The following is a 12554-nucleotide window of genomic DNA, read 5'->3' as shown; positions in this document are numbered from 1 at the left end:
ATCGGCGAGCGACGAAGGAGCGAGTCCGCTGGGCGAGGAGAGGTCCCATTCGCCGGATCTAACGATGGTCGTATCGAGCGCGAGCGCCTGTTCCGCCTTGCTGCCAAGGGTGCGGCCCCGACAACGGCCGGTAGTTGACCCCGAGAGCGTCGAGACGGACCAGATGGCTGCTGATTCGTTCGGTGACCGGATGCCGGCGGCGGTTCTCCGCGCTGGTCCACGCCATGTCGGCGACGGCGGCCAGCCGAGGAAAGGCGCTGTACTCGACTGCCTTCGGGGTGGGTAGGTACTCCGACCACAGCTGTGCCTGAACGCCGAGCACCTGCCCCGGCGGCTCCACGTCGTCCCGTTCGGCCCCGGCGAACCCAGAGGGAACGGGTTCGAACTCGGCAATGGTCTCCAGCGGGAGATGTCCATGAATATGGAGCGGCTCGCGGGGATCGTCGGAAGCGTAGTGATCGAGGTACACGGCCTCAGCCGGGCCGACGATCACATCGTGACCGGCGGCCAGCGCCTTGGCGGCCAGGCTGAACTCGCGCCACACCGCGATGACCGCATCAGCGGGAGCGCCGCCGTCCATGATCTCGTCCCAGCCGATCACCCGGCGTCCATGTTCGCGGAGGTGATCCGCGAACTGAGAGGTGAACCAGGACTGCAGGAGGCCGACATCGGCGAGGCCGAGTTCAGCGGCTCGGGCTTGGGCAGTGGCGCTCTGCCGCCACTCGGTCCGTGGGCATTCGTCGCCGCCGATATGGATGAAGGGCGAGTCGAAGATGTCGACAACGACGTCGAACACGTCCCTGGCGAAGCGCAACGACTCGTCGGTGGGCGCGAGTACCTCGTCGAAGACGCCGAACGTGGTCGCGACCGGCTTATGTGCATCGGTGTTGCCGAGCTCCGGGTAGGCGGCCAGCGCCGCGCGTACGTGCCCGGGGAGATCGACCTCGGGCACCACCGTGATCTGGCGGGCGGCGGCATAGGCCACTACTTCTTTGAGATCAGCGGTGGTGTAGAAGCCGCCGTGGGGCGTGCCGTCGGAGCCCTGATTGTCGCGGGCGTGGCCCACGACCGTCTCGGTCCGCCAAGAAGCGATCTCGGTGAGCTTCGGCCAGCCCGGAACCTCCAGCCGCCATCCTTGGTCGTCGGTGAGGTGCAGGTGCACGACGTTGAACTGGTGCAGGGCGGCGATGTCGATCAGCCGTAGCAGGAACTCCTTGGGCTGGAAATGCCGGGCCACGTCCAGCATCACGCCGCGCCAGGCAAACCGCGGCTCGTCCTCGATCGTGACACATGGCAGCTCTACCGGCGTATCGGTCACCGGGGCGGCGCGCAGCGTGTCGGCCGGAAGAAGCTGCCGGATCACCTGCACGGCGCGGACCGCGCCGGCAGGGTGCGCCGCGTGGATCGTGGCGCCGTCGTGGCGCACCTCGAGCCGGTACCGCTCGGCCGTTGTGGACGGGAACCGCAATGTGGGGTCCTCGTCGACTACGAATGTGATGGCGGGCGCGCCTCCGGAATCGGAGACGACGGGCAGCGCGTGCCCGGTGCCCGCACGCAGAGCGTCGTGCAGCAGCCATGCCGCGGCCGTTGCCGCGCCCTGGGCGACGAGCACGGTGTCGGCCGAGACAGCGAATGCGCCGGAGTGCTCGGAGACGGACAACGGTAGCGGAATCAACTCGACAGGCACGTGTTGACGATATCCGGCAGTTAGACCACTTGTACATCCACAGGCTCGCCGTAGATGCACCGCAGCCGGACACCGCTACATCTGGCCGGACATGAAGGAACTTGCAGTTAGGAATCATTCTCAATTATCGTTTCATGATTGACCATTGCTGACATACGGGAAGAAGTGTGTGCTCATGAGGCTCCGAGGCGCAGGTCCGGCGTTGCTGGGCGTGGCGTTGCTATTGACGGCCTGCGGTAGTGATGACGCTGACGATCCGGCCGCGGTGGCTCCGACGGCAGAGGAAGAGGATCGTGATGACGATCATGAACACGAGGACGATCACGATCACGAAGATGAGTCCGGTGAGACCCTCGGGGCGACGGAGGTGGACGCCCCGGTCACCCGCTTGCTCGTAGCGGACGGTGAGGCCGGCGAAGTCGCCGTCGTCGAGCCAGGCACCGGTGAGGTCATCGAGGTCATCGACATTCCAGCGCCGGAGATGTACCCCACGATGCTCGCCACCACCGAGGGTGACCGATATGGCTTCGCGGTGATGCCGGACCGTGACTTGGCGCAAGCCATCGACGTCGGGGTCTGGAGCGTTGACCATGGCGATCATTTCCACTACTACGTCGCCGCCCCGGCTCAGCTCGCCGAGTATCCCGGAGGCGGCCCGTCGCACGTCGTCACCCACAGTGGGCAGACCGCCATCTTCTTCGACGACGACGGCGAGTTTCAGGTGCTCAGCGCGGCTGACATCGCTCAGGGGGCGGAGGGCACAGTGATCGCGACGGATGCGCCCCATCACGGTGTGGCCGTGCCATGGGGTGAGGACCGGTTCATCGCCTCCGCGTATGGCGATACTGACCCGGACGACACCACGCTCCCGCCGGAGGTCGTCGTTCAAGATGCCGATGGCGAGGTCGTCGAGTCCGGCTTTCCGGAATGTCCTGGCCTGCACGGTGAGGTCGCATTGGGCGACACCGTGGCGTTCGCCTGTGCTGACGGCATCGTCGTCCTCGAGGAACACGGTGACCACTTCGACGGCCACAAGTTGGAGTACCCGGACGACGACGGCCGCAGCGGGACGCTGCGCACCGCATCCGGCCTCGATGTCCTGGTGGGCAACTACAGTGCGGAGGCCATGCTGGTGATTGACCCGGCCGAGCACGAGGTGACGCTCGTAGACCTGCCGGACGCGTTCAGCACCTTCGCGGTCTCGGCGTACGACGACGGCCGGCTGCTGGGTATGTCGGCCGACGGCACGTTGCACGCGGTGGCTCTGGACTCCGGCGAGATCACGTCGGTCGCGAGTGTCACTGAGGCCTACGACGAAGACGCCGAATGGAGTGATCCCACGCCACAGGTCGCTGTCGGTGGCGGTGCGCTCGTGTATGTGACCGACCCCGCGGCCGGTCAAGTGCACGAGGTGGATCTCGACGGCGAAGCCGTCACGCAAAGCCTCGATGTCGGCGGCACGCCCTTCCACGTGGCGGCTTTCGGCGGCTGACGTGCGCGCGTGTGCAGAAGGTCTCGGCATCTTCTGCTTCTGCCGCACGGACGAGGTCTTGCTCTACACACACAACGGCCTCCCGCATACCAAACGGTGTGCGGGAGGCCGAGTGTGTGTGCGGCAATGGTCGCCGATCAAAGCGACCGGGGCGATGCTCAGTCGTTGCAGGCCTCGTAGTGCGCGTGCTGGCCCACGGTCAGGAAGTTCAGCGGGCCCTGCCACAGCCAGGGGAGGATGCAGGCGTTGTTGCCGATCCCGCCGTCACCGGTGAGCTCCTCGCCGTCCGGAAGGTCGGCGCCGAACTCGCCCAGCACGCTGTCGTCCATGATGACGTCGTGGCTGCTGAGGTCACCCTGCAGGAAGCCCTCGAACGCGCTCTCGTCGAGCATGTCCGAGTCGATCATGTACTGGATGGTCATGTACTGCATCAAGCCGTTGGCGAAGATGTCGACCTCATCGACGTTGTTGCACGCCTCGTAGTGGGCATCCTGGCCGCTGGTCAGGAAGTTGATCGGTCCCTGCCAGAGCCACGGCGCGACACAGACGTTGTTGAGGATGTTGACGCCCTCTGCGTCCGCGGATCCGGATCCGTTACACGCGGAGTAGTAGCCGGTCTGGCCCTCGGTGAGGACGTTGAACGGGCCGGGCCAGAACCAGGGCAGCAGGCAAAGGTCGTTGCCGATGTTCGTGTCGGGGAGGTCGAGCAAGCCGTCCAGGTCGGCGACCTGTGGCGCGGCCTCGGCGACGGCGGGTGTGCTTGTCGCGGCAGAGTCCGCCGTGGCTGATGCCGCGCCGGCGAAGCCAAACGTGGCGGCCAGCGCAACGCCGGCGATCATGGCGCTACGCAGGGTCTTGGTGAGCACGATGTGTCTCCTCGTTCTGCAGAAGGTTTGTTCAGGAATCCCTGGACGTCGTATGGCACGCCCGGAGTTATGCTCCACATCTCATTTGAGATTTGTCAAGCACTGAATAACTATAGGTCAGTTAAGGCTTCTACTTCTGCCATTGTGTGAGCGAGTCGGGCCAGGTGAATGTCGCGCCCAGGCGCTGGGGCGCGTCATTGCGTAGCGAAAGTCGGACAAGTGGGGGCAGTATGCCGCATAGGGTCAATTAGCGCCCGGGGTGTACGTTTGCCCCCGTATACACCTGAAACTCCACGGAGCATCGCTGGGTATGGGCCATTCGAATGACGTGAACGTCAGCCTTCCGGTCTTATCGAGGCAATCTTCGACCAAGGCCGCGATGTACGTCTTTTGTCGTTGGTTGACACGGCCATTAAATGGCAGATAACGTCCAGTCAGTCAGCTCAGAAACTCCTGCTATCGACCGGGTACTTGGCCATTTTGTTTTCTGAGTTCTAGCGCCAAGTCCCATACTTACCTCATTAAGGGGCGTACTCATGACCTTTATGAATGCAACGCGGCCGGCACGCCGCGTTGCCGTTGCTTCCGCCGCATGTGGAGCTGCGGCTTCCCTGGTGGTCGGCGCTTTCGGTCTGCCGGCTCACGCGGACGAGGTCGACGGTGCTGGCGACTTCAAGATCACCGCGGACGGCTACTACGGCAGTATCCGTCTCGACTTCAGCGGTGGCGTTCCGATGGTCGGTGAGATCCCGGATGTGAAGGGCGACGTGACGGTCGGTGTCGTGCAGAACGACGTCGATTCGACCGGGCTCGACGCGCACGGTGAGGGTGTGTACTCGCGCTCGTTCGGCAGCCTCGTCGGCGCCGACCTGCTAGGTGTTGATCTTCCACTCGACCTCTACGCTGTCGAGCAGGTCGCACTCCCAGAAGAAGCTGAACCGGACACCTACGGTATTCACGACCTCACCATCCCGTTGGCGGGTAACCTGCGAGCCATCTCTGGTGAGGCCAAGGCCAACTGGAATGCCGATGTGCTCGGGCATGGTTCGGACGGAGGCGTGCTCACGTCGCTGTACTCTGGTGTTGGCCAGCTGGACCTCGTCGACCTCGGAGAGCTGGGTCTGCTCGACGGTGTACTCGGCAGTATGGTGCCGCTCGACCTTCCGGTGGGCAACGGACCACTGATCAGCACCGGAGACGGCCAACTGCTTCAGGAGACCGGAGTATTCGGCAAGGCTGACGGCAGCCAAGGCGCATACGTCGAGGTGAGTGGCCGCTTTGCTGACCTCAACCTGCTGGGCGGTGCGGCGAACGGCGGCGCCACCATCGGTCTGGCCGCAGCGTCGGACACCGAGGAGCCCAATGCCTGGGGCCGGCTCGAGGCTACCGGTGAGCCCGGGGGTGCCACGTTCGAGTACGAGCTTCCCGCTCTCGAGTTGTGGGTCGGTGACGAGGAGACCGGCGTCGCCATCGAGCCGGGCTTCGATCAGACCATCGAGATCACACCTGGTGTTAAGGCAAACATCAACTTTGCCGACTACCGCACCGACGACACCGAACTGGCGGAGGACGGCACCTACGCCGCCGCGTCGGGTGGCGGGCTGTCCGTCCGGCTGACCGTCGCCGTGCCGGCCCCGATCGTCGGCGAGGTCGAGCTCGGCAGTGCCGAGGTCGGCATTCTCAGCTTCCCGGAGGTCAGCGTCGAGGTGCCCCAGGGCGGGCTCTATGCCGATGGTGACGAAGACGATGACAACGACCTGGAGTTCACGCACTAAGTCGAGTCACGGGGGCGCCCGCGGCACGGAGGGGTCTCCCCACGGCGATGCGGTCCAAGCCGTACGTCGTTTCGCCTCCTGTCGACGGGGGTGCTGCGGAGCTTAACCGCTCTGGGCGCCGGCTGAATGGCCCGTGGGTCCACACCCAACAAGTGTGGACCCACGGGCCTTCGTCGTTGCCTCCCCGAGGCGCTGACATGTCCGCGCGGTTGGCTGGTCTGGCGCGACGATGCACGCCGCAACACGCCACCCGCTCGCGAACACAGAGCACGCCAAAGCTCGACCCCCCACGGACACGACAGAAGCGCCCCATTGGGTGAGGGGGCGGGAGGAGTTTGGGTCAGACGTAGCGTTCGAGGATGCTGGACTCGGCCAGCCTCGAGAGCCCTTCGCGGACGTTGCGAGCCCGGTTCTCCCCGACGCCGTCCACGGTCTGGAGATCGTCGACACTGGCGGCGAGGAGTTTCTGGAGGCCGCCGAAATGCTCGACCAATCGCTCGATGACCGGCGTGGGCAGCCTGGGCACACGGGCCAGCAGCCGGTAGCCACGAGGGCTGACGGCGGTGTCGAGCTGGTCGCCACCGCTGAACCCGAGGGCTTCAGCTACCGCACCGAGATCGAGCAGTTCGGTGGCGGACAGGGCACTGAGCCGATCGATGGCGGCCGCGACACCGTTGGCCTTGCGTCCCGCGGCTGCGGGCAAGTAGTCGCGGACGATGAGCTCCCGGTCCACATCGACGCCGGCGACGAGTTCGTCGAGCTGGAGGCTGAGGAGCCGGCCGTCGGTGCCGAGTTCTACGACGTAGCCGTCGATCTCGATGGAGATACGACGCACCATCTCCAGCCGCTGCGCCACCATGACGATGTCACGGACCGTGACGAGGTCTTCGATCTCGAGGGCCGAGAGGGTGCCGGAGACCTCGTCCAACCGGAGCTTGTAGCGCTCGAGTGTGGCCAGCGCCTGGTTGGCCCGCGAGAGGATCTGGCCGGCGTCTTCCAGCACGTGGCGGATGCTGTCGACATAGATGGCGACGATACGCATCGACTGGCTGACCGAGATGACCGGGAAACCGGTCTGCTTGGCAACACGTTCTGCCGTGCGGTGCCGGGTGCCGGACTCGGTGGTGGGGATAGACGGATCGGGAACCAGTTGCGCTGCCGACCGGACGATCTTGGTACAGTCTCGGTCGACGACGATGGCCCCGTCCATCTTCGCCAGCTCACGCAGCCCGGTGGCGTTGAACTCCACATCGAGGACGAACCCGCCACTGCATATCGACTCGATGGTTTTGTCGTAACCCAGCACGACCAGGGCGCCGGTGCGGCCCCGCAGGATACGTTCGAGCCCTTCGCGCAGTTCGGTGCCAGGGGCAACCGCGGCGAGCGCTTGGCGCAGCTTCGCCTCTGCGTCTCCTCTGTCGCTGCCGGGCACATGACCCCCGTCGTGACTCATCGATGACATCGGCTGCCAGTCTAAGGCCGGGTCAGGTCATGCGCGAGGATGACGCCCGGCACTGTCGGCACCAGTCTACGGCCCTCCGGGTGCCAACCCGAAGGCAACTCTGTGTTACTGATCACCCGGGAGGCGCTGCGGATGCCGTGGTCACGTTCAGCGCGCGGTCTCGTAGGGTAGTTGCCCATGCCTACGGCGCTCGTTACCGGACCTACGGCCGGCATCGGTCTGGCTTTCGCTCGCAAGCTCGCATCGCGGGGCTTCGCGCTTGTCCTTGTCGCTCGGGACGAGGAACGACTGGCTTCGGTCGCCGGCGAGCTGCGCGGTGCCTACGGCGTCGAGATCGAGATCATGCCGGCCGATCTCGCGGCTGACACCACCCGAGTCGAAGAGCGGCTTCGCGACCGGCAGCGACCGGTGGACCTCCTGGTCAACAACGCCGGCTTCGCATTGCGTAAACCCTTCCTCGCCAACGACATCGCCGACGAGGAGCAATTGCTCGACGTACTCGTCCGAGCGGTGTTACGGCTGACCCATGCCGCGGTCCCGGTGATGACCGAACGGGGCGCCGGTGCGGTGATCAACGTGAGTTCGGTGGCGGGCTGGGTACCGCGCGGCACGTACAGCGCGGCGAAGGCGTGGGTCACATCCTTCACCGAGGGCCTGGCGGCACAGCTGACCGGCACCGGTGTGCGCGCGATGGCCCTGGCACCGGGGTTCACCCGGACCGAGTTCCACGACCGGGCTCAGATGAATATGACGGGCCTGCCGTCCTGGGTGTGGCTCGATGCCGACACCCTGGTCGATGCTGCCCTGCGTGACCTGCGCCGCGGTAAGACCGTCTCGGTGCCGGGCGTCGTATACAAAGCCGCCGCCGTGGTTGTTCCTCGGTTGCCACGGCGCCTGGTGCAGGCCACCGGCCGCCGTCATCCGGACCGTCGCCGCTCAGCCAGGTAGTTGATCGAGCGCTCGGGCGAGACCGGCGGTCACGTCCGTCTCCTCGATCACCGGCCAGCCGCGCGAACCCGCGGACCTGGCCCAGAAGGCGGTGTCGCCGCAACCAGGCGCCTCCTGGCCGGTGCGTACATAGATACACGGTGCATCCGGCCAGTCGATGGCCGGCGGCAACGTCTCCGTCCAGAACTGGTGGTCGTGCTGCCGGACACCACCGGCTGGGTCAGCCGGCCAGAGCCCACCCGACTCGTGCAGCCGTTCATGCACGACATCGGCCTCCGCCGGTGCGGCGGCGCGCAGCAAATCGAGGTGGCTGGTGGTGCCGGGGCGGGGCAGCGTGGCGTCGACGAAGATGTAGCCGCCGACGTGCCGGCCGGCCGCTCGCTGGGCTCTGGCCAACGCCGGCAGCAGCGGGCCGGCGGTGCCGTGAGCGACCAGGGCTAGCGGGTCGTCCAGAGCCGAGGTGTTCAGGGCCTGTGCCACGGACGCGATCCAGGACACGCCGAACAACGGTGGTGCGGCCCCGTCTCGCGGTGCCAGGATCGCCAGGCCGGTGCCGGCTAGCTCCCGCTGTGTGGCCGCCCACCAGTCGACCGGATCGACCGGACCTGTTACCAGTACCAATGCGCCGGGTTTCACACATCCACCTTGCCGTACGCTCGTGAGCCGTGGAGACACGGGACCTACTGAGACAGCACATCATCAACAAGGCCGTAGTGCACGGCCGGGTCGTCCTCTCGTCCGGCAAGGAAGCCGACTATTACGTCGACATGCGGCGGGTCACCTTGGATGGCGAGGCCGCGCCGCTGATCGGCGAGGTGATGCTCGACCTCACAGCCGACCTCGACATCGCCGCCGTCGGCGGGCTCACGCTGGGCGCGGATCCAGTGGCGACGTCCATGTTGCATGCCGCCCACCGTCGCGGACACAACCTCGATGCTTTCGTCGTGCGCAAAAGCGAGAAACAGCATGGCCTGCGCCGGCAGATCGAGGGGCCGGAGGTCGCCGGCCGGCGGGTGCTGGCCGTCGAAGACACGTCTACGACCGGCGGCAGCGTGCTGACGGCCGTCGACGCACTGCGAACGGCCGGGGCGGACATCGTCGCCGTGGCGGTCATCGTCGACCGCGACACCGGAGCTCGCGAACGGGTGGAAGAGGCAGGCCTGGAGTACCGCGCCGCCTTCGGGCCGGCTGACTTGGGGCTTGTGGGGGCATAGTAGCTCTTGGGTAGCGGGAGTCTCTCCTTGCCCGGCGGAGAGCCGTTCCTGGGTGGAAGGAGTCTCTCCTTGCCCCGGCGGAGAGCCGTTCCTGGGTGGAAGGAGTCTCTCCTTGCCCCGGCGGAGAGCCGTTCCTGGGTGGAAGGAGTCTCTCCTTGCCCGCAGACTCGGTCGGAGAGGGGCTCCGCCATCGGCCTCCCTCGCTGATGCCCACCGCACCATGGAGAGACTCCATCCACCCAAGCCCGGCGCGGATGCCCACCACACCATGGAGAGACTCCATCCACCCAGGCCCGGCGCGGATGCCCACCACACCATGGAGAGACTCCATGCGCCGGAGCAGCTTGGTGGTCCCGGCACCCGGATCTTTCCTCACCCGGACACTGTCACGCGTTCAGGCCGCGGCGGCACGCTCGCTCGAGCTGGCGTTGCCGCCGGAACCGCTGCCAGAGAGTGAGCGTGGGCTCCAGGGTGGTCCGTTCTGGACGTTCTTCGACCCGGAGGAACCCGTCGCTCAGCTGACCACGGGTCAGCCAAGACGTCCAGCGCTCGAAGTCGGGTACCGAGAAGTCGTGGCCCAGCAACGCGGCTGCCCCGTCGGGCAGCGCCCGGCCGGTCAGGCTGGTGAGCCGGAGCTGTTCGGTGCCGGTGTCTTCGGGGCGAACGGTATCTATGGTGATGTCGATGCCGTCGGTGACACTCAGCAGAAGGTCGCTCGGCTCGCGACGTGCCGCGACGGCGGTGACAGCGGTCGCAGAGTCAGGCTCGATGAGAATCAGCAAGCGTGGCACGTACCACCAATGCTCGCGCCGGAGCATCGGTGAGTCGATCAGCGCTCTGGCTGGGGGATACTTCCTGAGTTCTTGAGTCACCAGGTGTTCGGCGAAGATCGCGCCATCACGGTCCTCGATCAGCCGTGGCCGGGCGATGACTGCGAGTGGCTTCCAGTTGGCGCCGGTCAGACGTGGATCGGACAACGTGAGGCCGACGGCGGGCGCCTTGGCGATGGTCCTGGCCAGCTGGTCGTAGGCATACGGCAGCGCCACCACGGGCTGGTCGGCCAGCAAGAGCGGGGTGGCCGGGGCGGCGTCGGGCCGTCCGTCGGGACCCACCCAGGACAGCTCGGCGGCGGTGGCAGATCGGATTACCTGATGTAGATCGGCGTCGAGGCTCAGGGCAACCTCCCGGTGCGCTGAAGACTAGCGGCGAGTCCTGTTCAGATTACGGGTCCGGGCAGCGGTCCGTGTCGGGCCTTGCGTGGCATTGTGATCTACGTCATGCTGCATCGCAGCAAGGTCCTATGGTTGCGCGGCCTTGGGGGGTGGCCGACAGAGCCCTCGGGAGGCTGCATGCCCGCCATCGTCGTCGCGGTCAGCGTACTTGCCTTGTTCGCGCTGGGATTCATCTACTACTCGAGGTACCTCGCCGAGAAGGTCTACGCACTGGATCCGGCCTTCGTCACCCCCGCCCATGAGTTCTCCGACGGCGTCGATTTCGTGCCGACGAACAAACACGTACTTTTCGGGCACCACTTCACCTCGATCGCCGGGGCAGCGCCCATCGTCGGACCGGCCATCGCGGTGTTCTGGGGCTGGGTACCGGCCCTGCTGTGGATCGTCATCGGCACCATCTTCGCCGCGGGCGTGCACGATTTCGGCGCGCTGGCGGTCTCGGTCCGGCACAAGGCCAAGAACATCGGCACCTTGACCGCCGAAGTGATCAGCACCCGGTCACGAGTCCTGTTCTTGTGCATCATCTTTTTCCTGCTGACCCTGGTCAACGCCGTGTTCGCGGTCGTCATCGGGAATTTGCTCGTTGCCTTCCCCGGTGCGGTGATCCCGATCTTCGTGGAGATCCCGCTGGCCATCGCGATCGGTCAATACATCTACCGGACCAAGTCACCCGCGCTGGTGCCGTCACTCGTCGGCGTGGTGGGGTTGTACTTCCTGATCTGGGTGGGCCACCACAACCCGATCGAGATCACCGGATTTGCCGACTGGCTCGGCATGGAGCCGCGCGACGTGTGGATCGTCATCATGTTCGCCTACACGTTCATCGCATCCCGCCTGCCCGTGTGGCTACTGCTCCAGCCGCGGGACTACATCAACTCCCACCAGTTGTTCATTGCCCTGGGGGTGACCTTTGCCGGCGTCCTGATCGGCTGGGACACCATCGTCGCTCCGGCGCTGAACGACGTGCCCGAGGGGTCTCCCAGCATCTTCCCGTTCCTGTTCATCACGATCGCCTGCGGCGCCATCTCCGGGTTCCATTCGCTTGTGTCATCGGGAACGACGTCGAAACAGCTGGACAAGGAGACCGACGCCCGCCATGTGGGATACATGGGGGCGCTGGGCGAGGGCAGCCTCGCGCTCGCATCGGTGCTGGCCGTCACTGCCGGCGTCGCCGCCACCCGGCTCGATTGGGACGAGCGGTATCCGGATTTCGCCACCGCGTCGGGCGGAGCAACGGGCAACTTCGTCGAGGGGATCGGCCAGTTCGCGAGCAACCTCGGCATCGACTTCGCGCTGGCCACCGTCTTCGCCGCCGTCGTGGTCGTATCGTTCGCGGCCACCACCATGGATACCGGAGTCCGGCTGCAGCGGTACGTCGTCCAGGAGATCGCCGGCATCCTCAAGTGGAACCGGCTGTCGCGCAGCCTGACGCTGGCCGGGCTGGTGGCCATAGCGCTCCCGCTGGCTCTCGCACTGATGCCAGGCGAGGACGACCGAGGTTTCGCCTTCGGCACGCTCTGGCGGCTGTTCGGCACCACCAACCAGCTCACTGCTGGTCTGGCGCTGGCAGTGGTCGCGGTATGGGTCACCAAGCGGATGCGCAACCCGATCGCGATTCTGATACCCATGGCCTTCCTCCTGGTGATGACCACCTGGGCGCTGTTCATCCAGCTAGGAGAGTTCTGGGACAGCCCCGAGCGGTGGATTCTGGTGCCGCTCGACCTGATCATCTTGGCGCTCGCGCTGTGGCTGATCGTCGAGGCCGGCGTCGCGCTGCGGCGCACCGTGAGCGAGCGCCGAGCGGGTACGCTCGGAGGTAGCGACACGTCCGGAGGCGCTGGATCCGGACCGGGGAGCGAGTCCCAGGAATGAACCCGA

At 66.1% G+C, this 12554-nt stretch carries 10 protein-coding genes; 5 read left to right on the top strand and 5 right to left on the bottom strand.

From position 1 onward, the window contains the following. Positions 1–58: 58 nt before the first annotated feature. Entirely contained in the window at positions 59–1687 is a 1629-nt protein-coding gene (locus tag F7O44_RS25685) for a family 20 glycosylhydrolase (RefSeq protein ID WP_162453177.1), read from the bottom strand. 175 nt (positions 1688–1862) lie between these two features. Here F7O44_RS25685 and F7O44_RS25680 point away from each other — a divergent pair, with 175 nt between their 5' ends. Further along, complete coding sequence (locus tag F7O44_RS25680) at positions 1863–3179, top strand: hypothetical protein (RefSeq protein ID WP_162453176.1); 1317 nt, start codon at positions 1863–1865, stop codon at positions 3177–3179. A 158-nt stretch (positions 3180–3337) separates the two neighbouring features. Here the strand turns inward: F7O44_RS25680 and F7O44_RS25675 are convergent, their stop codons facing one another. Further along, complete coding sequence (locus tag F7O44_RS25675) at positions 3338–4045, bottom strand: hypothetical protein (protein ID WP_162453175.1); 708 nt, start codon at positions 4043–4045, stop codon at positions 3338–3340. A 545-nt stretch (positions 4046–4590) separates the two neighbouring features. Between F7O44_RS25675 and F7O44_RS25670 the strand changes: the two genes are divergently transcribed. Further along, a complete protein-coding gene (locus F7O44_RS25670; protein ID WP_162453174.1) occupies positions 4591–5820 on the top strand; it encodes a hypothetical protein in 1230 nt (409 codons plus the stop codon). A gap of 340 nt (positions 5821–6160) precedes the next feature. On the opposite strand, the gene disA is transcribed toward F7O44_RS25670, so the two are convergent. Then, positions 6161–7273, bottom strand: coding sequence for a DNA integrity scanning diadenylate cyclase DisA (gene disA / locus F7O44_RS25665; protein ID WP_162453271.1), 1113 nt, complete (start codon positions 7271–7273; stop codon positions 6161–6163). A 186-nt stretch (positions 7274–7459) separates the two neighbouring features. Between disA and F7O44_RS25660 the strand changes: the two genes are divergently transcribed. After that, positions 7460–8230, top strand: a complete 771-nt coding sequence (locus tag F7O44_RS25660; protein WP_162453173.1) for an SDR family NAD(P)-dependent oxidoreductase — start codon at positions 7460–7462, stop codon at positions 8228–8230. Here the strand turns inward: F7O44_RS25660 and F7O44_RS25655 are convergent. After that, complete coding sequence (locus F7O44_RS25655; RefSeq protein ID WP_162453172.1) at positions 8219–8866, bottom strand: hypothetical protein; 648 nt, start codon at positions 8864–8866, stop codon at positions 8219–8221. The two genes, F7O44_RS25660 and F7O44_RS25655, sit on opposite strands and share 12 nt — an antisense overlap. Before the next feature lie 29 nt (positions 8867–8895). On the opposite strand from F7O44_RS25655, the gene pyrE reads away from it, so the two are divergent. Next, positions 8896–9444 carry an orotate phosphoribosyltransferase gene (gene pyrE / locus F7O44_RS25650; protein ID WP_162453171.1) on the top strand — a complete coding sequence of 183 codons (549 nt, stop codon included), beginning with the start codon at positions 8896–8898 and terminating at the stop codon, positions 9442–9444. 386 nt (positions 9445–9830) lie between these two features. On the opposite strand, the gene F7O44_RS25645 is transcribed toward pyrE, so the two are convergent. Continuing rightward, the gene (locus tag F7O44_RS25645) at positions 9831–10556 is read right to left on the bottom strand and encodes a hypothetical protein (protein WP_222851698.1); all 726 of its coding nucleotides are present in this window, start codon (positions 10554–10556) and stop codon (positions 9831–9833) included. Positions 10557–10793: 237 nt separating this feature from the next. On the opposite strand from F7O44_RS25645, the gene F7O44_RS25640 reads away from it, so the two are divergent. Next, positions 10794–12548: a carbon starvation CstA family protein gene (locus F7O44_RS25640; protein WP_162453170.1), complete on the top strand. Its 1755-nt coding sequence runs from the start codon at positions 10794–10796 to the stop codon at positions 12546–12548. Positions 12549–12554: the final 6 nt, after the last annotated feature.

The organism is Phytoactinopolyspora mesophila (genome assembly GCF_010122465.1).
Classification (GTDB): Bacteria; Actinomycetota; Actinomycetes; order Jiangellales; family Jiangellaceae; genus Phytoactinopolyspora; species Phytoactinopolyspora mesophila.
The sequence above is the reverse complement of the archived record's forward strand: the minus strand, read 5'-3'. Positions and strand labels throughout refer to the sequence as shown.